A 21,729-nucleotide genomic window follows, 5' to 3' on the forward strand; every position below is an offset into this window, starting at 1 on the left:
ATGCGTTTCATGGGCCCCCGGCAATATTTCGCGAGGGGCCGAGATTTGGCGAAGGGCCCAGTCCGCGCAGCCACGCTGCGAGCGGCTGCCAAAGTGCAGTGCGCGCCGACGACCCCACCATCATGCCGACATGGCCGAGGCGAAGTTCGCGCCGGTCGGCCAACCCCGCGGCGCTGGCGGCGGGGACGATCCGGTCGGTGAGCGAGACGAATTCGACGGTCGGGCAGGGCAGGGCGGTCGGATCGGCGATCGCCCCGGCGACCCGCCAGCGGCCGGAACCGGGCAGGTCGGTCGCGAAGAAATCGTCGAAGATCTGGCGCCCCGCGGCATAGGTGAGCGGCGCGCCGGCATTGGCCCAGTCCTCCATCGCCACAAAGGACCGCGCGGCGGGACTTGTCGGGTCCATCCGACCGAATCGCTCGTACTTTGCGACGGTGCGGGCAGGGTCGAGTTGCCAGAATCCTGCCTGGAGCACCTCCATCGGCACCAGTCCAAGCCGGTCGCAGCTATCGTGCGCACCGTGCCACAGCGAGTCGATGCGCTCGAGCGCCTCGGGAGAAAAACCCGAGAAGCGCCAGGGCGCGGCGATCATGGCGAGCCCGCGCACTGGGACGACGCTGGCGGCGGCTGCGGCGAAGGTGCCGCCAAGGCAATAGCCGACCAGCGCGACAGGCTCGCCGATGCTGCGGAGCAACGGGATCAGCATTTCCTCGATATGCTGCGCCGCATCCTGCGCGCGGTCCTGGGGAGTGGGCGTTCCCCAGTCGACCAGCAGTGGGCGTACGCCATTTCGGGACAACCAGCGAAGCAGCGACCGGCGATAGCGCATGTCGAGGATCATCGGCGGGTTGATGAGCGAGGGCACGAACACCGCCGGGACGCCGTAGCCGCCATAGTCGCGCAACACCGCCCGCCCCGCTCGCGCGACCACAGGCATCGGCTTGCGCGGTCGCGGCCGGCGGGCGGCCTGATAGGCGGCGAGTCCCGCCAGGGCAGCAGCGCGGCGATCGGGCGATTGTGCGGTCTCGCTGCGCAGCAACTCCAGAAACAGCGGCAGCGGGCGCGGTCCGTGTTGCGATGCGGCAAGGAAAGGTGTTAGGGACATATCAGACACCTTTGGGGGCCAGCATGAAGAAGACCGCGAATACCGAAGGCCCGGTCATCATCAAGAAGTACGCGAACCGGCGACTCTACAACACCGAAACCTCTTCCTACATCACGCTCGACCATCTCGCCGCGATGACGCGCGAGGGGCGCGACTTCAAGGTCATCGATGCGAAGAGCGAGGAGGACATCACCCATAATGTCCTGACGCAGATCATCATGGAAGAGGAAGCGCGCGGCCAGACGCTGCTGCCGGTCAACTTCCTGCGCCAGCTGATCGCGCTCTATGGCGACAGCATGCAGGCGATGGTTCCGGGCTATCTCGAAGCGTCGATGGAAAGCTTTCGCCGCAACCAGGAGCAGTTCAAGACCGCGGTCGAGGGCGCATTCGCCAACTCGCCCTTCGCCGAGATTGCCAAGCGCAACATGCAGATGTTCGAGGCGGCGGCCGAGGCGTTCAAGCCCGGCGCAGCGCCGGGTGGCGCGACGCCAGCGGGCGCGGCCCCCGAAAAGAGCAAGGATGACGAGATCGCGGCGCTGAAGGCGCAGCTCTCGGCGCTCAAGGATCAGGTCGACAAGCTCGGCTGAGCTGTGAAAGTGACCGGATTCGACCGTTCCCTCAGATCAGGATCGCGGTAGAACGGGGCGATGCTGGTCGCCCTCGCTCTTTCGACGCTGATGGTACAGTCGCCCCCTGTATCGCAACGATGGCCCTATGGTGAGACAGCGACAGCAGCCTATCAGCGCGGTGACTCTCGCGCGGCGTCGGAGGCCCTGAAGGTCGAGCTCGCGCGGTGCGAGGCAAGTGCCCCGAAGGCCGACGCCTGCCTCGACCTTCTGAACGCTTTGACCAACATGCTGATCAATGCCGGCGATGCTGCCGCGGCGGTCCCCTATGGGCGCCAGGCACTTGCGCTGGCGCAATCCGTTCTTCCTACCGGGCATCCCGATCGCAGCGTGGCGTTGGGCAATCTTGCACTGGCCCTATCCGAACAGGGAGCATGGCAGGAGGCTGAGGCGCTATTTCGCCAGGCGCTCGACGCGGAGCGCACGGCGCGGCCCGTGCGCACCGATGCTTTGGCAAGGTCCATCAACAATATGGCGGCCGCACTGTCGGAGCGCGGCCGACTGGATGAAGCGCTGGCGCTGTATCAGGAGGCGGTGCAGTTGATCGAGCAGGGCGAGCCGGTCGATCGCGATCAACTGGCGGCTGCGCTGGGCAATCTGGGCGTCATGCTGAACAAACTCGGGCGCTATCCAGACGCCGACACAATGTTGCGTCGCGCCCTCGTGCTTACGCGTGCGACAAAGCCGCCGACCCATCCTGCGATTGCGTATGCCCTTTATCGGATCGCAGCCAATGCGATCGATGGCGGTCAGCTGGACACGGCCGATACCCTTTTGCGTGAAGCGCGGATATTGTTCGAAGCGACGCTATCTCCCGATCACCCGCAGGTCATACGCGTCCTGATGAGTTCGGCCCGCCTGCTGCAGGACCGCGGCAACGAACAAGAGGCCGAACCTCTCTACCGACGGATTCTCGCGGTACGGATCGCGCAACTTCCCGCCGATCATGTCGATGTCGCGGTGGCCGAGAACAATCTTGCGTTGTGTCTCATCGCGCTGGGGCGGGAGGATGAGGCGGAGATGCTGTTGCGCAAGGTGCTCGACACATATCAGCGGCGCCTTGCCAGCGATGATCCACGCATCGCCCAGGCGATGAGCAACCTGGGATATGTTCTGTCCAGCCAATCCCGCTATGCGGCAGCCGCGTCCTTTTACCGCGCGGCATTGACGATGCGCCTGCAAGTTCTGCCAGCGGGGCATCCGGATATCGCGATCAGCTTCAGCAATCTCGCGCATACCTTGAATGTCATGGGCGACCTACGCGAAGCGGAGACGATGTACCGCCAAGCGCTCTTTTATCTGGAGCAACGATTGGGGCCGGACCATCAAACGGTCGCGCTCGTTGTTAACAACATCGCGCACAATCTGGCGGCTCAAAAGCGGGATAAGGAGGCGATCCCGCTTTATCGCCGTGCGCTTGCAATTTTCGAACGCACCTACCCACAGGGACATCGTTCAATCGCGTCCACGCTCAACAATCTGGCGTTCGCTCACGATCGCGTAGGTGACACGGTTGGGGCCGAGGCGCTGTTCCGCCGGGCTGTCGCGATCCGGAGAACCTATCCGCCCGGGGATGAGGACCGAGTCGATGGAGAATGGGCTCTGGCGAGCCACCTGCTGAAGCACGGCGTCGCCCTGGCAGAGGCGCGAACATTGTTGAACCTGGCGATCGATGGCGTCGGACGGCGCGTCGCGGGGTTCCGGGGCTATTCGGAACCGGCGCAGCGCGCGCTGCGGATCGCACGCCCGGCATATCGCCGGCAAGTGGAAGCGTCGTGGCGGCTGGCCGCGGGAGTGCGCTAAGGTTCGCAGTCTCCGGCGCGGCCCCTCCGCTCCCGATCAGGCAGTTCAGCCGCCCCGCCCGCTCGGGTTGGGCTTGCGGAATTTGAGCGTCATGCGGTCGCTCTCGCCGATCGCCTCGTATTTCGCGCGATCGACGTCCTTGAGGCGGTAGCTGGGCGGGAGCGTCCAGACGCCGTTTTCCCAATCGGCGGTGTCCTTGGGATTGGCGTTCACTTCCGACGCGGCGACGAATTTGAACCCTGCCTCTTCCGCCAGCTTGCGGACGGTGGAGACCTTCACATAGCCGCTGGTCTTCTCGCGCGCCGCGTCGGCACTTTCGGGCAGCCGGTGCTCGACGATGCCGAGCGTGCCGCCGGGCTTCAGCATCGCGAAAATCTGCTTGAAGGCTTCGGCGCTGCGGTCGCTGGTCCCCATTTTCCAGTTATGGATGTTGCGGAAGGTGAGCACAACATCGGCGCTGCCGGCGGGAACGGCTGGCTCGCCGTCCGCGGCGGGGAAGGCGGCCAGCTTGACCGCGCCATAGGCGGCAGCGTCCTTCGCCTGGAGCGCCTGCGTGCCCTTCAACCCGGTGGGCCATGGCGCCGCGGCATAGAGCGTCCCGCCGCCCTTCTTGAGATAGGGCGCAAGGATTTCGGTGTACCAGCCACCGCCCGGCCACAGCTCCACGACGGTCTGGTTCGGCTTCACCCCGAAAAAGGCGAGCGTTTCGGCGGGGTGGCGATAGGTGTCGCGTGCCACATTGGCCGGCGTACGGGTGGCGGCGGCAACCGCAGCCTTCAAATCGGCGCCGGGCGTCGCCATCTGGGGCGCGCCGATGGCAGCGGCCGCAGCAAGGGCAGAAGCGGTGATGGCGATGGCGGGCAGGGTGTAGCGCATGATCGGCTCCTCTCTGTTCTGAACTTCAGGTGTAGGCGGGACGGGAGTCGATGCAAGTGCCGTTATGGATCGGGGTGGGGGCGATGGTCGCGCTGGCCGGGGTCAGCGGGCTGGCCGAATGGCGGCGGGGCCGGCGGCGCGACCTCGACAAGGTCGGATGGGTGCCGTGGACGTTGATCCAGCTTCTGGCGATCCTGCTGGCGGTGACCGGCGCCGCGCTGGCGCTCAAGGGGATGTAATCAGTAGAAGCGAGCGAGCGTGAGCGTGCGTTCGCCGCCATCGCACAAGGTGAGGCGCACCTCGCGGCCCGGCGTTCCGACCGACCAGCCCTGGATCGCGCTCGCCTCGGCGTCGGCGACCGCAATCCCGTCGATCGCGCAGATCCTGGCTCCGGCGCGCCATCCCGACGCGGCGGCGGGGCTGTTGCGCATCACATGGAGCACGCGCAGGCTGCCGCCCTCCGGCGTTACCAGCAGTCCGCTGGTCGAGCGGGTGACGGGCCAGTCTGCCCGGGCGCCGGGTGCGAGCACCATCCGCCCCGCGCCCGGATCGAGCAGCACGCGGTGGCGCCGCAACAGGCCGCCGCCGATCCGCCCGGCGGTCCCCTTGCGCGCCGAAAAGCCGGTATCGGGTTCGACCCGCAGCTCGACCTCGCGCGCGACCAAACCGGCGATGCGCAGCGTGGGGACGATCGTCACCTCGCTTTCGACCGTGCCGCCCAGCCCATAGGCGATCGCGCTGGTGGTGCGGGTGGCCGGCGCGGCGCTGGCACGCCAGGCAGCGCGGGTGAGGGTCACCATGCTGCCGTCGCCGGTATCGACGATCACCGGGCGGTGCGCGCGCCCGCCGAAATCGAGTTCGCTAAGATATAGGCCGGTGCGTTCGGCGAGGCGTAGCGGAACGGTGGCGCCGCGAAACGGCATCCTCCCGCTGGGCAGGAGGCGGAAGCGCTGGGCGTCGTAATCGATCTCCAGCGCGTGCGCTGAGAGCAGGTCTGAACCGACGAACAGATCGACCAGCGCCGCGCCGGTGACGCGCGGATCGGCATCGATGATCGCGACCCGCCCCCCGGTGCGGACGAGGCCACCGACCTCGACCCGGTCGATTCCCGTCCAAGACAGCGCGACGCTTCCCCCGATCGCATCGGCGCGCCCTTTGACCAGAGGCTTGAGCCCCGCTTCGCGGGCGAAGCGCGCTGAGATCGCGCTGTCGGTGACGCCGGTGTCGAGCATCGCATCGACCCAGCGGCCGTTGAGCAGCGTACGGAATCGGATCTGGTTGCCGGGGGTCAGTTCGAACGGGACCCAGCGCGCCTCCGTATCGGCGGAGAGGTGCATGACCGGCGGCGCGGCCTTGACCTGAGCCAGCGGCGTTGCGAGCCCGAACAGGGCGGCAAGCAGCATCATGGGCGCGCGGACATCCATGAAGGCCATGCTAGGCCGGTCGCGGCGCTGCGCCACCGGTTGCGGGCGTGGTTAATGTCCCGTTGACGCACAGCAGGAGCGGCAGCGACGTGGTCGTTCGCCGGCACGGGGCAGGAAGCCGTCAGAGGCATGCCTCGAGCAGCGCCTGATCGAAGCCGAAGGCACGCGCCTTTTCGAGCGTATAGGGGCGCAGGCCCATCGACTGGTACTCGCCGATGATCTTGCCGTCGGCGCTCTCGTCGAGATATTCGAACTTGAACAGCTCCTGCGTCACGATCACCGGGCCTTCCATCCCGATCACTTCGGTAATGTTGGTGACGCGGCGGCTGCCGTCGCGCAGGCGTTTTACCTGGACGATCAGGTCGACCGAATCCGCGATCTGGCGGCTGATCGCCTCCTTCGGGATTTTGATGTCGCCCATCATCACCATGTTCTCCATACGACCCAGGCACTCGCGCGGACTGTTGGAGTGGAGCGTACACATCGAGCCGTCATGGCCGGTGTTCATCGCGGAGAGCAGGTCGAAACATTCCGACCCGCGAATTTCGCCGAGGATGATGCGATCCGGGCGCATACGCAGCGCGTTCTTGACGAGGTCGCGGATGGTGATCTCGCCCTGGCCTTCGAGGTTCGGCGGGCGCGTTTCGAGCGGGAGCCAGTGCGGCTGCTGGAGGCGAAGTTCCGCCGCGTCCTCGATCGTCAGCACGCGCTCGCCCGGGTCGATCATCTTCGACAGCGCGTTGAGCATCGTCGTCTTACCCGAACCGGTACCGCCGGAGATGACGATGTTGAAGCGGCACGCGCCGGCGATCTTCAGCATCGTCGCCATCTTGGTCGACATCGAACCGAAGCCGGCCATCATGTCGAGCGTGATCGGCTTGTCGGAGAATTTGCGGATCGAGATCGCCGTGCCCTTGAGGCTGAGCGGCGGGACGATCACGTTGACGCGGGAGCCGTCCTTGAGGCGCGCGTCGGCGAGGGGGGTGGTCTGATCGACGCGGCGACCGACCGAGTTGCAGATGCGCTGTGCGATCTGGAACAGATGCTCCTCGTCGCGGAACTGGATGTTGGCGAGCTCGAGCTTGCCCTTGCGCTCGACAAAGGTCTGGTCGGGGCCGTTGACCATGATGTCGCTGATCGCGCTGTCGGACAGGAGTTCCTCGAGCGGGCCGAGGCCGAGCAGTTCGTCGACAAGCACCTTTTCGAGCGCGAATTGTTCGCGGCGGTTGAGCGTGAGCTTGAGTTCGGCCAGCACCTCGCCGATGATCGGGCGGAATTCCTCGGCCAGCTCGTCCTTGCTGAGCGTGGCGGCCGCTTCGGGGTCGACGCGTTCGAGCAGACGCGGCAACACCTGTTCCTTGATCCGGTGGATCGAGGCTTCGAACCCCTCGTGCCGGGAACTGCCCGATTCCGCGGACGCCGATTGGCGATCCGCAAGCCGCTGCATCGCGTCGCTGGACGAATGCGATCCGCCGGCCGTTCCGCCGGTCGACGGCGATTCGGGTTCGCGCTGCGCTGCACCTGGAAGGGGCACGTCGTGCAACGGGGGAAATTGCTCGCCGCCGGCGGGCTCTGCCGGACGCGCCATGCCACCGCCCTGCATCGGGCGCGCAACACCGAAGGCCGGTCGCCCCGGCGCTCCCCCGGGTCCGCTGCGACGTCCAAATGCGCTCACATTCGCTCCCCAAATTCCGCTACAGGGGAGGGAGATAGCCGCCAAGATTTGACAAGTTCCTAACCATCAGCGGATTGCGGCGCGGGAGATAGGACCGATGCTCGGGATGACGCTGGCGCTGATCGTCGCGGGCGAGACGCCCAATCTCGCCTGGCTGGAGGGGGAATGGTGCACCGAACCGGTGGACGGGCGCCAGACCTGCGAACTGTGGGGACCCGCGCGCGGTGGCACGATGCTGGGGACCAGCCAGACGGTGCGCGACGGCAAGACGCGCGCATATGAATATATGCGGATTGAGCTGGAGGACGAGATCGCCATATTCCACGGTTCCCCGCAGGGTGCACCTCGGTTCCGTTTCGCGAGAGCGGACGCGAGGCGAGCGGGATTACCTTCGCCAATCCCGGTCACGATTATCCGCAGCGCATTCGATACTGGCGGCGCGGCAAAGAGCTGGTCGCCGAAGTCGCGCTGGCCGACGGGACGAAGCCGATGCGCTGGGTGTTCAAACGCGTGCGTTGACCGATCCTGACCGTGGCGCAGCGAGGCGTAAGTGGGAAAGACCGAAGCCACAGTCGATTACAGGGGTTTCACATGCTCGCATTTCTCGTTTCGCTTTTCACCTTGGTCGTCGCGCCGACCGGCCTCGTCGCCGCGCCGGCACCCGCACCCATTGTGTCCGCTGCTGCGACCCCCGTCACCGGCGGGCAGCTCGACTGGCTTGGCGGGACGTGGAAGACCGATGCGCTGGAGATGACGTGCGAGCAGACCAAGCTGGGGGTCTCGTGCAGCGAGGAAGGGACCAGCGCGGCGATGAAGGGCGCCAAGGCTGAACTGGCGTTCGAGACGGGCGGCGAGAAGGCGCAGTTGCGCGTCGCCGTGCCGTCGATCCCGCCCAGCACCTTCACCGAAGTGGCGCGCGCCGGGCAGAGCGTGACGTTCGAGATGCCGACCAAGATGGGCATTGCACGGCTGCGCTTTACCCGGAGCGGCGACGCATTGAAGGTCGAGCGCGGCGATCGTGAGCGCTGGGCGACGTCGATGGAATATCGCCGGGGCTGACCGGGCTGGCAGGTAATGAAAAAGGGCCGCAGGGATTGTCCCTGCGGCCCCTTTTCGCTTTCGGTGGAGCGTGACGGTCAGCCGGCCTTTTCGGCGAGCACCGTCAGGCCCTTTTCGCTGATCTCGGCAAAGCCGCCCTCGACGCGGATCAGTTCGGGCGACTGGTTCGACGCGGTCTTGTAGATCTCGATATTCCCGTCGCGGATCGTCGACATGAAGGGCGCATGACCCTCCAGCACGCCGAAATCGCCCTCGCTGCCGGGAACGACCACCATGTGGACATTCTCCGAGCGGAGCAGCTTTTCGGGGGTCACGAGTTCGAAGTGCAGCATGTTCGTACCTTACTCCCTCCCCCCTTCGGGGGAGAGGGCTAGAGTGGCTTACGCCTCGGCGGCGATCTTCTGGGCCTTGGCGACGACGTCGTCGATGCCGCCGACCATGTAGAACGCGCTTTCGGGCAGGTGGTCATACTCGCCGTTCACGACCGCCTTGAACGACTTGATCGTGTCTTCGAGCTGCACGAACGCGCCCGGGATGCCGGTGAACACTTCGGCGACGTGGAACGGCTGGCTGAGGAAGCGCTGGATCTTGCGCGCGCGGGCGACGGTCAGCTTATCCTCTTCCGACAGCTCGTCCATGCCGAGGATGGCGATGATGTCCTGCAGCGACTTGTACTTCTGCAGGATCGACTGCACGGCACGGGCGGTCTCGTAATGCTCCTGGCCGACGACGCGCGGCTCGAGCACGCGGCTGGTCGAGTCGAGCGGATCGACCGCCGGATAGATGCCGAGCTCCGAGATCGCGCGGTTGAGAACCGTGGTCGCGTCGAGGTGAGCGAACGAGGTGGCAGGGGCAGGGTCGGTAAGGTCGTCCGCGGGGACGTACACGGCCTGCACCGAGGTGATCGAACCCTTGTTGGTCGAGGTGATGCGCTCTTGCAGCGCGCCCATGTCGGTCGACAGGGTCGGCTGGTAGCCCACGGCCGACGGGATGCGGCCGAGCAGTGCCGACACTTCCGCGCCCGCCTGGGTGAAGCGGAAGATGTTGTCGACGAAGAACAGCACGTCCTGGCCTTCGACGTCGCGGAAATATTCGGCGATCGTCAGGCCCGAGAGCGCGACGCGGGCACGGGCACCCGGCGGCTCGTTCATCTGGCCATAGACCAGCGCGACCTTCGAGCCCTCGGAGATGGCGTTGCCCGCCTCGTCCTTGGCGATGACGCCCGCGTCGAGGAACTCGTGATAGAGATCGTTGCCCTCACGGGTACGCTCGCCGACGCCCGCGAACACCGAGGTGCCGCCATGGCCCTTGGCGATGTTGTTGATCAGCTCCTGGATGAGCACGGTCTTGCCCACGCCGGCGCCGCCGAACAGGCCGATCTTGCCGCCCTTGGCGTAGGGCGCGAGCAGGTCGATGACCTTGATGCCGGTGACGAGAATCGCGCTTTCGGTCGACTGGTCGACGAATTCGGGAGCCTTGGCATGGATCGGCGCGCGCAGGTCGGTCGTGACCGGGCCGCGCTCGTCGATCGGCTCACCGACGACATTGAGGATGCGGCCGAGCGTCGCCGGGCCGACCGGGACCTGGATCTGCGCGCCGGTGGCGGTTACGCTCTGGCCGCGGGTCAGACCCTCGGTCGAGTCCATCGCGATCGTGCGGACGGTGTTTTCGCCCAGATGCTGCGCGACTTCGAGCACGAGGCGCTGGCCGTTATTGTCGGTTTCGAGCGCCGAAAGAATCGCGGGCAGTTCGCCGTCGAAGCTGACGTCGACAACGGCGCCGATCACCTGCGCGATGCGGCCCTCGCCGGACGCGGTCACCGGTGCGGTGGTCGTCGCGGACGCCTTGGGCTTGGTCGCGCGCGGCTTGCGCGCGGGCTTGTCTGCGGTGGGGGCTGCGGTTGCCATGTTCTTCAAGTCCTTGCTTGGCGAATGCGATCAGGGTTGCTGGGAATTGCCGACCATCGCCTCGGCCGGGGCCGTAGCGGAGGGGCGGCGAAAAGTCACGGTCAGGGTCCGGGCGGCGTCGCCCTTGTCGATGGCGATGACGGTCTGCGCGGTGCCGATCATGCCGTCGAACGCCTGTTCCTTGGCGATGGCGTCGAGTGCCTTCTGGTCGTCGATGCCGTACTGGAACAGAAACGCGCGAACGATGTCGGTGAGCCGCTTCTTTGCCGTCTCGGCATTGGCATCGTCGGTCAGCGCCAGGGTGAAGGCGATGCTGTCGATTGCCTCCGCAGTGGGGCCGGTGACGACGACGCTGCCGGTGTTCGGCGTCTTCGCATCCGACTGCGACAAGGTGATGTCCGCGCCGTTGGCCGCGAAGCCTTCACCCGCCGCCGCGTAGGCAGGCAGGCGATAGCCATATTGGTTGAGGCGGCCGATCGTCTCGGTCGGGAAACCGAACATGCGGTCCCAGCCCTTGAGGTCCGCCGCCGCCTCGCGCGCCGCCGCCTCGTTCTGCGCAAGCGTCGGCTCGGCAGGCTGCTGGTTGCAGCCTGCGAGCGCGGCGGACGCGACGAGGAGAAGGGAGAGCGCGCGCATCGCGATTACAGCGCCTCGGCGCCCGAGATGATCTCGACCAGTTCGGTCGTGATCGCGGCCTGACGCGCGCGGTTATACTGGATCGACAGCCGCTTGATGAGATCGCCCGCGTTGCGCGTGGCGTTGTCCATCGCGGTCATCTTGCTGCCCTGCTCGGACGCGGCGTTTTCACGGATCGCGCGGTAGAGCTGGATCGCGACGTTGCGTGGGAGCAGGTCGGCGAGGATCGATTCCTCGTCGGGCTCGTATTCGACGACGGCGGCGCCTTCCTCGACCATGGCAACTTCCGGAATCTTGACCGGGATCAGCTGCTGCTCGGTCGGTTCCTGCGTCAGGACCGACTTGAAGTTCGAGTAGAACAGGTGCGCGACGTCATACTCGCCCGCCTCGAAGCGCGCGATCAGGTCGTCGGCATAGCCGCGGGCATCGGCGAAGCCGAGCTTGCCGAGGTCGCCCGGCTCGACCCCGTGCACGAAGCTGTTGGGGTAAAGCCGGTTGAGCACCGCGCGACCCTTGCGGCCGATGGTGTAGAACTTCACCGTCTTGCCCTGCGCGATCAGCTCCTGTGCCCGGCGGCGGGCGAGGCGGGCGATGTTGGTGTTGAACGCGCCCGCGAGGCCCTTGTCGCTCGTCGCGACGACGAAGAGATGGACCTCGTCCTTGCCGGTGCCGGCGAGCAGCGGCGACATGCCGGGGCCGCCCGCGACCTTCGACGCGAGGCTGGCAACGACCTGTTCCAGGCGCTGCGCATAGGGGCGTCCGGCCTCCGCGGCCTCCTGCGCGCGGCGCAGCTTGGCGGCGGCGACCATCTTCATCGCCTTGGTGATCTTCTGAGTCGACTTGACCGAGTTGATCCGGACTTTGAGTGCCTTGAGACTGGCCATCCTCTAGCAAGTTCCTGCTTGAGTATTGTTAGTGGCGAGAGCCTGCTCCGTTTGACTGGACCAGCCTTCCTCGCCGCATGCGATTTCGTACATGTCGAGATTGAGCGCTTCGTCAGCAACTTCCTGCTTCGGTTCTGAACACCCGATCACGAGTGCCGGAGCCAAGGTCATGGTCGCAATGAATGTCGCTCGCTCTCGCATCGCCTACGCGAACGTCTTGCCGAACACGGCGAGCGCGTCCTTGAGCTTCGACTTGGTGTCGTCGCTCAGGTCCTTGCTCTCGCGGATCGCGCTAAGGATGTCGGCGTGCTTGCTGCGCATCTCGGCGAGCATCGCGGCTTCGTAGCGGACGACATCGGCCACCGGCACGGCGTCGATATAGCCGTTTGTGCCGGCGAAGATCGACACTGTCTGTTCCTCGAACGGCAGCGGCGAGAACTGCGGCTGCTTGAGCAGCTCGGTCAGGCGCGCGCCGCGATTCAGCAGCTTCTGGGTCGAGGCGTCGAGGTCCGAACCGAACTGCGCGAACGCGGCCATTTCGCGATACTGGGCAAGCTCGAGCTTGATCGAGCCCGACACCTTCTTCATCGCCTTGGTCTGTGCCGACGAACCGACGCGCGACACCGACAGACCCACGTTGATCGCCGGGCGGATGCCCGCGAAGAACAGGTCGGTTTCAAGGAAGATCTGGCCGTCGGTGATCGAGATCACGTTAGTCGGGATGTAGGCCGACACGTCGCCTGCCTGGGTCTCAATGATCGGCAGCGCGGTGAGGGAGCCCGAGCCATTGTCCTCGTTCAGCTTCGCCGCGCGCTCGAGCAGGCGGCTGTGCAGGTAGAAGACGTCGCCCGGATAGGCTTCGCGGCCCGGCGGGCGGCGCAGCAGCAGCGACATCTGGCGATAGGCGACGGCCTGCTTCGACAGATCGTCATAGACGATCACGGCGTGCATGCCGTTGTCGCGGAAATACTCGCCCATGGTGCAGCCGGTGTACGGCGCGAGGAACTGGAGCGGAGCGGGATCCGAAGCGGTCGCGGCGACCACGATCGAATAGTCCATCGCGCCATTTTCCTCGAGCGTGCGCACGAGCTGCGCGACGGTCGAGCGCTTCTGGCCGACGGCGACGTAGACGCAATAGAGCTTCTTGCTCTCGTCATCGCCCGCGTTGACGGTCTTCTGGTTGATGAAGGTGTCGATCGCGACGGCCGACTTGCCGGTCTGGCGGTCGCCGATGATCAGCTCGCGCTGGCCACGGCCGACGGGGACGAGCGCGTCGATCGCCTTGAGGCCAGTCTGCACCGGCTCATGCACCGACTTGCGCGGGATGATGCCCGGGGCCTTCACCTCGACGCGGCTGCGCTCGGTGTAGGCGATCGGACCCTTTCCGTCGATCGGGTTGCCAAGGCCGTCGACGACGCGGCCGAGCAGGCCCTTGCCGATCGGCACGTCGACGATGGTACCGGTCCGCTTGACGACGTCGCCTTCCTTGATCTCCGAGTCCGAGCCGAAGATCACGATGCCGACATTGTCGGCCTCGAGGTTGAGCGCCATGCCCTGAACGCCGTTCGAGAACTCGACCATCTCGCCTGCCTGGACATTGTCGAGGCCGTGGACGCGCGCGATGCCGTCACCGACGCTCAACACCTGACCGGTCTCGCTGACCTCTGCCTCGGTGCCGAAATTGGCGATCTGGTCCTTGATGACCTTGGAGATTTCTGCGGCGCGGATATCCATTGTCTTAGCCTTCAGCCTTTCATCGCATGCGCGAGGGAGTTCAAACGGGTCTTGATCGAGCTGTCGATCATCTGGGAGCCGATCTTCACGACCAGCCCGCCAAGGAGCGAGGGATCGACCGACAGGTCGACATTGACATCGCGGCCGACGCGGGCGCGCAGCTGCGTCTTCAGATCGGCGACCTGCTTCGCATCGAGCGGGTGGGCCGAGGTGACTTCGGCCGTCACTTCTCCGCGATGCAATGCGGCCAGCGTGCCGAAGTCGCGGATCATGCCGGGCAGCGCCGACAGGCGGCGATTCTGTGCGAGCACGCCGAGGAAGCGCGTGGTGAGCGGATCGAGCTTCATCGCCCCCGCCGCAGCAGCGACACCGCGCGCGGCCTGGGTCCGCCCGAGCAGCGGACTGCGGGTCAGGGCCGCGAAATCGGCCGAGTCGGTCAGCGCCTGCTTGATCGTGGCAAGGCTCGATTCGACCGTCGCGATCGAACCGCCTTCGCGAGCCAGATCGAACAGCGCAGTCGCATAGCGACCGCTTAAGCTGGCTTGGATACCGCCGGAATTATCCACGGACGCGTGTTTCCTCTTGGACTCTAGAAATGGCCCCATGGGGATTCGGGGGCATGCCGACCGGCACCCCCGATGGGTTGGCGCGCGCCTAGCAAAGGGGGGGCGAGGATGCAACCTGTGTGACCGTGTCGTGACGATCCGCGTGAACCGACTTGCTCCGGTAGGGATCGGGTGCGAAACATTCCCGGACTGATGCATTCAGGGGGAACATCATGCTTCAGACACCGATCCGCGCGGCGATCGCGCTTGCCGCCATAGCGTTTCTCGCCAGCGCCGCCCATGCCGAGAGCGTCCGGATGACCGGGCGTTTCGCGGCGCCCTATCGCGATGCTGCGATGCTCGATTCGGTTCGCGTCGGGCGGATTTCGGGTGAAGACGGCAGGCAGCTGGCGATGGCGATCGAACGTGCGCTGGGGCGCCCGGACATTGCCGGTAATGTGCATTTCGATCTGCTCGGCGGGCCGGGTGGCGAGAATGCGGATGGAGCGCTCAATGGCAATGTCGTGACGGGCGTCCAGGAGAGCCGCTTCAAGCGCAAGGAAAAGGAGTGTGTCGAGCGCGAAGGGGGCAAGCGTGACGGCAAATGCCTGCGCGAGGAGGAGGTCGAAAAGGACTGCACCCGGCGCGTGATCAATGTGAACGCCGATCTGCGCCTAGCGCGGGCGGACGGTCGCGTGGTCTATAGCGTCTCGCGCCCGCGGCGCGACGAGACGAGCTGGTGCCGGGGCCAGAACCCGCCGCGGACGACCGAGGAAGCGATTCGCGGCATGATCGTCGACATTGCCGAGAATGTGCGGCACGACATCGTGCCGTCGGTCGAGACCTATTCGATCCGCTTTCGTGAGAGCACCAAGGGGCTGCCCAAGGAGCTCAACCGGTCGTTCAAGGATGTGGTCAAGCAGACGCAGCGCGATCTGCGCGGGGCCTGTGCCGCCTGGACCGCGATGGACCAGCAGGCGCCGAACCACCCTTCGATCACCTTCGACCTTGCGCTGTGTGCCGAGGCTGAGGGGGATTTCGAGCGGGCAGGCGACCTCTACCGCCGCGCGGCGCAACTGATCGGGCGGGGCGACAATGAGGGGACGCAGGGCGCGGAGCGGATCGAGCGCCTGATCGCCGGGGCGGAAGACGAAAAGGCGCGCCGGGCGGGCAGGCCGGGGCGGCGCTGAGTTTCGGGGTGAGTCGGATCAGCGCGACGTCCGTTGCGTGGCGCCGTGGTCGCGATACAAGGAGCGGATGAACGCTGCCCTATTCGCGATGTCCATCGCCCTCGCCACCGCCGCCCCTGCCGCCTCCCAATCCGAATTCAAGATCGGGCCGGTCGCGCTGACGGCGACGCTTCCGACCGGCTATTGTCTGCCCGAGGGGGACGATGCGACGGCCGCCCAGATGGTCGCGTCTGCCGACAATGTTAACGCGACTTTGCTCACGGTGAATTCCTGTACCAAGAGCGAGGCTTGGAAAGACTATTATCTGGTCAAGGTCCCGGTGCAGCTGATCCCGGTGACGATCACCAATGCCGAATTACAGGCACAGGTCGGGCCGGCACTGGAACAGGCGATCGACAGCGATCAGATCAACAAGAAGGCGTCGGAGCGGACGACCGAGACGCTGGGTACGGAAGTTCAGGTCAAGGGCCAGATCAAGGGCTATGGGAAGGATGAAACCTGCCTGTACATCGGCGGCATCATGGACGCCGCGGTTCCGAAGACCGGCCTCAAATACACGCTCGCCGTCACCGGATGCATGACGGTGGTCGGGGGCAAGATGCTGACGATCTATCGCTATTCGCCCGGCAAGAGCGAGGCCGATATCCTGCGGCTGCGGAGTGCGACCCGGGCATTTGCGCAGGGCATTCGAGTCAAGGCTGCGGGCGGCAAGTGACCGCCGCCCGCGCCTGAACGATCAGCCGCGGCGCTGGCCCTGGCCGCCGCCGCTGCGCTGGCTACCGCCGGTGGCACCGGCAGGGCGGGGCGAGAACTTCTTCTTGCGCGGGCCGTAGAAGCGCGGCTTGTCGCCCGCACCGGCACCTTCGCCACGCGGCTGCTGATCGCCGTGGCGACGATCGCCAGCGGGATTGCCGCGCGGGCCGCGGTCGCGCTGGGCGGCGCGGTGGTGGGCGTTGCGATCCTGCATCGTGCGGCCATTGCGGCCATTCTGCTCGTCACGGCTCATCGGGATCGGGCCGCGGCTCGACTTGATGCGAGCGGATTCGGCGAGGAAATCCTCGGGCAGCGGCTGGATCGCGACCTTCTGGCGGATCAGCTTCTCGATGTCGCGCAGATACGGCCGCTCGTCATCGGCGCAGAAGCTGATCGCGACGCCGGTGGCGCCGGCACGGGCGGTGCGGCCGATGCGGTGGACATACTGGTCCGGGACATTGGGCAGCTCGAAGTTGAACACGTGGCTCACCCCCGACACGTCGATACCGCGTGCTGCGATGTCGGTCGCGACGAGGATCTTGACCTTGCCCGACTTGAACTCGCCCAGCGCGCGCTCGCGCTGCGGCTGGCTCTTGTTGCCGTGGATCGCGTTCGACGCGACGCCGCTCGCCGCCAGCAGCTTCACGACGCGGTCGGCGCCATGCTTGGTGCGGGTGAAGATCAGCGCGCGGTCGATGCTCTCGTCGCGCAGCGCGATCGTCAGCAGCGACTGCTTCTCCGCCTGATTGACGAACGTCACATATTGCTCGACGCGCTCGGCGGTGGTGGCGACGGGGGTCACCTTCACCTCGACCGGGTCCTTGATGAACTGGCCGGCCAGGTCGCGGATCGACTTGGGCATGGTGGCCGAGAAGAACAGCGTCTGGCGCTTCGACGGCAGCTCGCGGACGATGCGCTTGAGCGCATGGATGAAGCCGAGGTCCATCATCTGATCGGCCTCGTCCAGCACCAGAATCTCGATGCCGAGCAGGATCGCGTAGCTCTGTTCGATCAGGTCGACGAGGCGGCCCGGGGTGGCGACCACGATGTCGACGCCGCGCGCCAGATCGGTCTTGTTCTTGTGGATCGAGGTGCCGCCGAACACGGTCGCGACGCTGAGCTTGGTGCCCTTGCTATAGTCGCGGGCGCTCTGTGCGATCTGGCTGGCCAGTTCGCGGGTGGGGGCGAGGACGAGCATGCGGCAGCCGCGCGGCTGCGCCCGCTTGTTCGAGGCGACGAGGCGCTCGATCGAGGGGAGCATGAACGCCGCGGTCTTGCCGGTGCCGGTCTGGGCGATGCCGAGCAGGTCGCGCCCTTCGAGCAGCGCGGGGATCGACTGCGCCTGAATGGGGGTCGCGTCGGTATAGCCCTTTGCCGCGAGCGCAGCGAGGGTGGTCTCGGACAGGCCGAGGGTATTGAACTTGGTCATGGAAACTCTTTGCATAAACGGCCAGCGCGCATGCGGAATGCGCGCGCGCAGGCGGGGTCAATAAATGACGACCCGCGTGATATGGGAAGCCGAGCAATCAACCGAGGCGGAGCCGGAGCCGCAGGAATTCACCCCGGCCCGATCACGCTGCATAACGCCTCGCTGCGGCGCGATATGGCAGCAGGGCTGTCTTAAGTCAAGATGGGGTGGAGTGGGGGAAGGTTGCGAAGGTGGTCCAGGCGGCGGGGTGGGGCTGATGTGAAACTGACGAAGTTTCGCGGAACGCGGTCGATCCTGTCAGCTTCGGACGATCCCGGGACGATTGACGGCGGGGCGGGCTGACGAAGCTGACAAAAATACGGGTGTGTAAGGCGGGGTGTCAGGTTCGGGCGGAAGGGCTGCCAGGACCTTCAGCGGCGCGATCGACGGGGTCAAAGAGCGGTCGGTGTTCGACCGGGGGAGGAGAACATATCAGGTCCAACATTGCAAGGAAGATGAAGAAAGCTATATACGTCGCTCTCTACGCTGCGATTGGAATCATTGGCGCGGCCAACTGGAGCCAATCTGTCAACTTGGCCCTTATGCCGTCATCGACATCCGCTAGAACCCCACAAATTCGAACTCGATCAAGGACTAAGCCGTTAGATTCGACAGATGCTTCCCGAAAGCTTTCGTCGTCGAGTGCAAATGGCACTGCAAATAGGCGGATCGGCGTTGATGAAAATTGGACGGCTTTGCACCAGCGATCAATGTTCGGGCGTGCAGCTTTCCCTGTCCAATCCGTCACGCCTGTCGCACACTGGCCGAGGAGCACGGGAAGGGCGCTGCGCCCGTCGCGGAATCTCTTGACTACCGCTACATCGACCTGCGCGTCATTGGCCGACGGAAACACCGTTTCGTCCTGAAACTTGCCCTTCGACCAATCCGCGACCTTCTGAACTATTCCCTTCTTCCCATCGGCGGCGATTTTTGACCAGCCGGTCTCGTACACGTCCCACTCGGGCATAATGATCCGTAACGCGGCAGCAACCACCGCCTCGAAATGGTCGCGAAACTCGGTCGGATAGCCTTTTCTCAGAGGCGTAAATTGCTCCGGTAGCGATGCTAGCAGGCAAAAAAGATATGCCAGCCGGTTTTTGGTCTCCAGTTCGATCATGTTACCCGCGACCGAAAATGGATAGGCGTTTTCCATATGGCGGCGTCTAAATCGACATGCACTAAAGGCGTCGCCGATAAGGGCCCATGCGTCATCAGAGTCGCGCACCAGGGCAGTCCCCTCAAGCCGGTCGACTAACGCCGGCTGTGATAAGGGTTCTTCCAAGAGAAATGCCTGCGCCTCGATCCAATCAGCGAAGAGCTCGATTCTTCGGCGAGTGGGATAGCGGGCAGGACCATAGCCTGCGCCTGGAAGCTCAAGCTGCATTGAGCAAATCTCGTGCGTTCACGAGGTTGTCGCCCTTGGTCGCAAGCGCGAGCTGTAAGCCCCCTTCGATTACCGGCCAGGCTTCGGTGCGTACATCCTCCGCTTCACTTCGGTCGCCCAGGCCGGAAAGAGCCAAGGTGATGTGGCGTCTTGCTTCGCGCAGTGGATCGATAACGAGGTCGGTCGAACCCTTAGTCAATTGATAAGCGATATCGAATTGCGGCTCAGCGGTATCCTTTAGATAGGCGACCGCGCGCGGCTCAGCCAGCATCTCCCCAAATCGATCAACTTGACGCGAATCTCGAACCAGCGGCTTTTTGTCCTTGGTCCCGAACAGCCAGTTCACAAACCGGGTCAGATCTTCCTTTTTCTGGTCGGGTATCGGATCGTGACGGCCGGCGGGAGGGGCGTTTAGGTCAAGGCCGAGGAACTCACGTACACCTTGTGATCGCAAGGAAAGAAACAGCACTGAGAACTTATCCTCGACCTCGGCCCATTCATCTTGGTCGAGGGTTGCTTCTAGTTGGAGAAGTATCTTAAAGGCCACATAATTCAGGCGAACGCTGTCGGTTCTGCTTCCGATCTGCTTCGCCACTTCGCGGTACGAGAGCTGATGCTCCTCGATCAACCCTGTAATAAACTCGGCTTTTTCTGCTGGAGGCCACTCTTTGATACCAGTGACGTGCCTGAATCCCAGATAAGCAGCGATGTCGTCCCGGCTATCTGCGACTAGGAAAGGAACAGCCGTAAAAAGTTCGTTGTGCTCATCAAGGTCGGTACCCTGAAGTCGGTCCTTGAGCCAGCGAGGCGGGTCGATTTCCCCTCGCACCGCCTTCAGCATTAGTTTCAGCGCGGCAAGGCGTCGATTTCCTTCAACGACAGTCTGCACGTCGCCGATATCTGTCTTCTCCCGAACGACCATCAGCGCATCTTGGGTCCAAAATCCCCCAGCGCTTATGAATGAATCGACGAGTTCGTCGAGCGTCCACGCCGCCATGACGCGAAGTAGTTCGTTTTGTCCTAATCGCTCCTTACGTTTAGCGCGACCGATACGTGGATTTTCTGGGTCGAGGCTTAATTCGTCGATATGGGCATATTCAAGTACCTTGCTGATCGCCATGCTCGACCTCGTTCTGCGGTGTTCCGCGCTTCTCGCTGGTGAATTAGTGGAAAAAGTGCCGGTGCAACTGGTTCATGCGGCAAGACCCCGCGCTGGTGTCCTCTCCGATAGTGAGGCAGGCCCGATTAGCGAACGAGCCACCGCGCTGATGACATCTACGTTGACGGCATTGCCCAGTGCTTTGTGCGCAGCTGTCTGGCTGTCGGGAAGATTGGGCAATTCGCCCATGCTTTGCAGTCGAGCGCACTCCCGCATGGTCATGTAGCGACGTTCCCACGGAATGACCGGCACTTGGCTCGTGGTCAGCGCAACGAGCGACGGCGCCGCTGTCGGTCGCTTTATTCGAATACCGGAAGCCCGGAATTGGATGATGGCTTGCCACAAATCGCGCGGGCCAGCCTTCCAATTCCATTCTAGTTTCTGGAAGCTGGGCGCGAAATCGCGTATCGAGGGTAGCCACGCGTCAATAACCTTTCGATGCGTCCGGTAGAACTGCCGGTTCTGACGTATGAAGTCGATCTTCCATTTGGGAAATGTAGCGGTATCGTCTCGCGCATAACTTGGCAATCGAGCCAAAACATCTTCGTCATCGAGACCATGGAGTGATTGCCCGAAGGCTCCTTTGAAGGACCGAATGGTCGATAAGCCACGCTGCCGGGGGGTAGCCATGACTATTGGGTAGGTCGCGCCAAATTCCATCGCCCAAATCGGAAAGGACGGAAGCGCGGCATCGCGCGGCAATGCATCGAGCAACTTCTGCCAAGCTCCCAGATATTCCAGGAAACGCGATCCGAGTGGCCTAGCGCTTGACGGTTGCTCGTCGAGTATCGAGCGAATGTCGAGATCCTCGGCGCTGTGTGTGGGTTCGGGCCAGGCGAAGTGCTGGAGCCCTTTCCTAGCACCCACGATGATCGCCCGGTCACGCACTTGGGGCACGCCAAAGAGATGGGGAGACAGTTTGCCAGAATCGATATCGTAGCCGAGCGCGCGCAACCGATTTTCGATGTTTGTCCACGTCTGACCACCCTTGTGGCGCATTAGATTAGGGACATTTTCGATGAGGAGATAGGCGGGCTTGTGGCGTTTCAGGATTTGGACGACATAGTCGAACAGATCGCCCCATTGGGGGCATTCGAAGCCCAGTTGATCGCCCGCCTTTGAAAATGGCTGGCAAGGGAAACCTGCACACAAAATGTCGTGCGCGGGCACGTTTTTAGCCTCGGCACGAATGTCGCCGACAGGCTCAATGCCGAAGTTCTTTCTGTAAAGCGCCGCAAGCACAGGATCGATCTCAGACGCAAAGACACAGCGATGGCCTAGGCGCGAGAGCGCTTGGTGAAAACCACCAAGGCCCGCAAATAAATCAATAAAACGCAAAGAAGGCGTCATGCGATTATCTTCCGACGACCTTAAGTTTTGTGATAGTACCGTCTATTCTGCCCGCGTTCGGTAAATCGTAGGTGGCAAACCTCTCCATCCCCCGGCTTCATGCTACTCTATTTTCGCATTGATGAACGAAGTCTAAGCGATTGTCGAGCTG

At 64.3% G+C, this 21,729-nt stretch carries 21 protein-coding genes; 7 read left to right on the plus strand and 14 right to left on the minus strand.

All coding sequences use genetic code 11. The features are described 5' to 3' along the window. Positions 1 to 7: 7 nt before the first annotated feature. Complete coding sequence (locus tag ABS767_RS09885; RefSeq protein ID WP_408078185.1) at positions 8 to 1,105, minus strand: alpha/beta fold hydrolase; 1,098 nt, start codon at positions 1,103 to 1,105, stop codon at positions 8 to 10. 23 nt (positions 1,106 to 1,128) lie between these two features. Here ABS767_RS09885 and phaR point away from each other — a divergent pair, with 23 nt between their 5' ends. Together phaR and ABS767_RS09895 are read left to right on the plus strand one after the other, a co-directional pair. Beyond that, positions 1,129 to 1,692, plus strand: a complete 564-nt coding sequence (gene phaR / locus ABS767_RS09890; RefSeq protein WP_408078186.1) for a polyhydroxyalkanoate synthesis repressor PhaR — start codon at positions 1,129 to 1,131, stop codon at positions 1,690 to 1,692. A 60-nt stretch (positions 1,693 to 1,752) separates the two neighbouring features. Further along, positions 1,753 to 3,534, plus strand: a complete 1,782-nt coding sequence (locus ABS767_RS09895; RefSeq protein WP_408078187.1) for a tetratricopeptide repeat protein — start codon at positions 1,753 to 1,755, stop codon at positions 3,532 to 3,534. Positions 3,535 to 3,579: 45 nt separating this feature from the next. Here the strand turns inward: ABS767_RS09895 and ABS767_RS09900 are convergent, their stop codons facing one another. After that, the gene (locus tag ABS767_RS09900) at positions 3,580 to 4,410 is read right to left on the minus strand and encodes a class I SAM-dependent methyltransferase (protein WP_408078188.1); all 831 of its coding nucleotides are present in this window, start codon (positions 4,408 to 4,410) and stop codon (positions 3,580 to 3,582) included. A 50-nt stretch (positions 4,411 to 4,460) separates the two neighbouring features. Here ABS767_RS09900 and ABS767_RS09905 point away from each other — a divergent pair, with 50 nt between their 5' ends. Beyond that, on the plus strand, positions 4,461 to 4,649 hold the full coding sequence (locus ABS767_RS09905; RefSeq protein ID WP_408078189.1) for a hypothetical protein: 189 nt from the start codon (positions 4,461 to 4,463) through the stop codon (positions 4,647 to 4,649). Here ABS767_RS09905 and ABS767_RS09910 read toward each other — a convergent pair whose 3' ends face one another. Both ABS767_RS09910 and ABS767_RS09915 read right to left on the minus strand, forming a co-directional pair. Then, entirely contained in the window at positions 4,650 to 5,834 is a 1,185-nt protein-coding gene (locus ABS767_RS09910) for a retroviral-like aspartic protease family protein (protein WP_408078190.1), read from the minus strand. A gap of 121 nt (positions 5,835 to 5,955) precedes the next feature. After that, positions 5,956 to 7,509, minus strand: a complete 1,554-nt coding sequence (locus ABS767_RS09915; RefSeq protein ID WP_408078191.1) for a CpaF family protein — start codon at positions 7,507 to 7,509, stop codon at positions 5,956 to 5,958. Between the two features lie 97 nt (positions 7,510 to 7,606). Here ABS767_RS09915 and ABS767_RS09920 point away from each other — a divergent pair, with 97 nt between their 5' ends. Both ABS767_RS09920 and ABS767_RS09925 read left to right on the plus strand, forming a co-directional pair. Continuing rightward, positions 7,607 to 8,038, plus strand: coding sequence for a DUF6265 family protein (locus tag ABS767_RS09920; RefSeq protein ID WP_408078192.1), 432 nt, complete (start codon positions 7,607 to 7,609; stop codon positions 8,036 to 8,038). A gap of 62 nt (positions 8,039 to 8,100) precedes the next feature. Beyond that, positions 8,101 to 8,568: a hypothetical protein gene (locus ABS767_RS09925; RefSeq protein WP_408078193.1), complete on the plus strand. Its 468-nt coding sequence runs from the start codon at positions 8,101 to 8,103 to the stop codon at positions 8,566 to 8,568. A 77-nt stretch (positions 8,569 to 8,645) separates the two neighbouring features. Here ABS767_RS09925 and ABS767_RS09930 read toward each other — a convergent pair whose 3' ends face one another. From ABS767_RS09930 to ABS767_RS09955, 6 genes are all read right to left on the minus strand, one after another. Continuing rightward, positions 8,646 to 8,900, minus strand: a complete 255-nt coding sequence (locus ABS767_RS09930) for an ATP synthase F1 subunit epsilon (RefSeq protein ID WP_408078194.1) — start codon at positions 8,898 to 8,900, stop codon at positions 8,646 to 8,648. 48 nt (positions 8,901 to 8,948) lie between these two features. Beyond that, a complete protein-coding gene (gene atpD / locus ABS767_RS09935; protein WP_408078195.1) occupies positions 8,949 to 10,475 on the minus strand; it encodes a F0F1 ATP synthase subunit beta in 1,527 nt (508 codons plus the stop codon). A 30-nt stretch (positions 10,476 to 10,505) separates the two neighbouring features. Next, entirely contained in the window at positions 10,506 to 11,111 is a 606-nt protein-coding gene (locus ABS767_RS09940; protein ID WP_408078196.1) for a hypothetical protein, read from the minus strand. A 5-nt stretch (positions 11,112 to 11,116) separates the two neighbouring features. Continuing rightward, on the minus strand, positions 11,117 to 11,995 hold the full coding sequence (locus ABS767_RS09945) for a F0F1 ATP synthase subunit gamma (RefSeq protein ID WP_408078197.1): 879 nt from the start codon (positions 11,993 to 11,995) through the stop codon (positions 11,117 to 11,119). 204 nt (positions 11,996 to 12,199) lie between these two features. Next, on the minus strand, positions 12,200 to 13,729 hold the full coding sequence (gene atpA / locus ABS767_RS09950; RefSeq protein ID WP_408078198.1) for a F0F1 ATP synthase subunit alpha: 1,530 nt from the start codon (positions 13,727 to 13,729) through the stop codon (positions 12,200 to 12,202). Positions 13,730 to 13,740: 11 nt separating this feature from the next. Next, positions 13,741 to 14,295, minus strand: coding sequence for a F0F1 ATP synthase subunit delta (locus ABS767_RS09955; protein WP_408078199.1), 555 nt, complete (start codon positions 14,293 to 14,295; stop codon positions 13,741 to 13,743). A 212-nt stretch (positions 14,296 to 14,507) separates the two neighbouring features. Here ABS767_RS09955 and ABS767_RS09960 point away from each other — a divergent pair, with 212 nt between their 5' ends. Continuing rightward, positions 14,508 to 15,464, plus strand: a complete 957-nt coding sequence (locus tag ABS767_RS09960) for a tetratricopeptide repeat protein (protein WP_408078200.1) — start codon at positions 14,508 to 14,510, stop codon at positions 15,462 to 15,464. A gap of 67 nt (positions 15,465 to 15,531) precedes the next feature. Next, positions 15,532 to 16,179 carry a hypothetical protein gene (locus ABS767_RS09965; protein ID WP_408078201.1) on the plus strand — a complete coding sequence of 216 codons (648 nt, stop codon included), beginning with the start codon at positions 15,532 to 15,534 and terminating at the stop codon, positions 16,177 to 16,179. 21 nt (positions 16,180 to 16,200) lie between these two features. Here ABS767_RS09965 and ABS767_RS09970 read toward each other — a convergent pair whose 3' ends face one another. The 4 genes from ABS767_RS09970 to ABS767_RS09985 all read right to left on the minus strand — a co-directional run bounded on the left by ABS767_RS09970 (position 16,201) and on the right by ABS767_RS09985 (position 21,578). Continuing rightward, the gene (locus ABS767_RS09970) at positions 16,201 to 17,646 is read right to left on the minus strand and encodes a DEAD/DEAH box helicase (protein ID WP_408078202.1); all 1,446 of its coding nucleotides are present in this window, start codon (positions 17,644 to 17,646) and stop codon (positions 16,201 to 16,203) included. Positions 17,647 to 18,166: 520 nt separating this feature from the next. Further along, positions 18,167 to 19,069: a hypothetical protein gene (locus ABS767_RS09975; RefSeq protein WP_408078203.1), complete on the minus strand. Its 903-nt coding sequence runs from the start codon at positions 19,067 to 19,069 to the stop codon at positions 18,167 to 18,169. After that, a complete protein-coding gene (locus tag ABS767_RS09980) occupies positions 19,059 to 20,189 on the minus strand; it encodes a hypothetical protein (RefSeq protein WP_408078204.1) in 1,131 nt (376 codons plus the stop codon). Before ABS767_RS09980 ends, ABS767_RS09975 begins: the two co-directional genes overlap by 11 nt. 72 nt (positions 20,190 to 20,261) lie before the next feature. Then, complete coding sequence (locus ABS767_RS09985; protein ID WP_408078205.1) at positions 20,262 to 21,578, minus strand: DNA cytosine methyltransferase; 1,317 nt, start codon at positions 21,576 to 21,578, stop codon at positions 20,262 to 20,264. Between the last annotated feature and the right edge of the window lie 151 nt (positions 21,579 to 21,729).

Source organism: Sphingomonas plantiphila (assembly GCF_046000505.1).
GTDB lineage: Bacteria > Pseudomonadota > Alphaproteobacteria > Sphingomonadales > Sphingomonadaceae > Sphingomonas > Sphingomonas plantiphila.

Bases quoted from the DNA above. Each gene is read 5' to 3' on its own strand.
- phaR (WP_408078186.1), top strand. From the start codon at position 1,129: ATGAAGAAGACCGCGAATACCGAAGGCCCGGTCATCATCAAGAAGTAC.
- ABS767_RS09970 (WP_408078202.1), bottom strand. From the start codon at position 17,646: ATGACCAAGTTCAATACCCTCGGCCTGTCCGAGACCACCCTCGCTGCG.
- atpD (WP_408078195.1), bottom strand. From the start codon at position 10,475: ATGGCAACCGCAGCCCCCACCGCAGACAAGCCCGCGCGCAAGCCGCGC.
- ABS767_RS09930 (WP_408078194.1), bottom strand. From the start codon at position 8,900: ATGCTGCACTTCGAACTCGTGACCCCCGAAAAGCTGCTCCGCTCGGAG.
- ABS767_RS09975 (WP_408078203.1), bottom strand. From the start codon at position 19,069: ATGCAGCTTGAGCTTCCAGGCGCAGGCTATGGTCCTGCCCGCTATCCC.
- ABS767_RS09920 (WP_408078192.1), top strand. From the start codon at position 7,607: ATGCTCGGGATGACGCTGGCGCTGATCGTCGCGGGCGAGACGCCCAAT.
- ABS767_RS09885 (WP_408078185.1), bottom strand. From the start codon at position 1,105: ATGTCCCTAACACCTTTCCTTGCCGCATCGCAACACGGACCGCGCCCG.
- atpA (WP_408078198.1), bottom strand. From the start codon at position 13,729: ATGGATATCCGCGCCGCAGAAATCTCCAAGGTCATCAAGGACCAGATC.
- ABS767_RS09900 (WP_408078188.1), bottom strand. From the start codon at position 4,410: ATGCGCTACACCCTGCCCGCCATCGCCATCACCGCTTCTGCCCTTGCT.
- ABS767_RS09960 (WP_408078200.1), top strand. From the start codon at position 14,508: ATGCTTCAGACACCGATCCGCGCGGCGATCGCGCTTGCCGCCATAGCG.
- ABS767_RS09940 (WP_408078196.1), bottom strand. From the start codon at position 11,111: ATGCGCGCGCTCTCCCTTCTCCTCGTCGCGTCCGCCGCGCTCGCAGGC.
- ABS767_RS09945 (WP_408078197.1), bottom strand. From the start codon at position 11,995: ATGGCCAGTCTCAAGGCACTCAAAGTCCGGATCAACTCGGTCAAGTCG.
- ABS767_RS09895 (WP_408078187.1), top strand. From the start codon at position 1,753: ATGCTGGTCGCCCTCGCTCTTTCGACGCTGATGGTACAGTCGCCCCCT.
- ABS767_RS09985 (WP_408078205.1), bottom strand. From the start codon at position 21,578: ATGACGCCTTCTTTGCGTTTTATTGATTTATTTGCGGGCCTTGGTGGT.
- ABS767_RS09910 (WP_408078190.1), bottom strand. From the start codon at position 5,834: ATGGATGTCCGCGCGCCCATGATGCTGCTTGCCGCCCTGTTCGGGCTC.
- ABS767_RS09905 (WP_408078189.1), top strand. From the start codon at position 4,461: ATGCAAGTGCCGTTATGGATCGGGGTGGGGGCGATGGTCGCGCTGGCC.
- ABS767_RS09980 (WP_408078204.1), bottom strand. From the start codon at position 20,189: ATGGCGATCAGCAAGGTACTTGAATATGCCCATATCGACGAATTAAGC.
- ABS767_RS09965 (WP_408078201.1), top strand. From the start codon at position 15,532: ATGAACGCTGCCCTATTCGCGATGTCCATCGCCCTCGCCACCGCCGCC.
- ABS767_RS09925 (WP_408078193.1), top strand. From the start codon at position 8,101: ATGCTCGCATTTCTCGTTTCGCTTTTCACCTTGGTCGTCGCGCCGACC.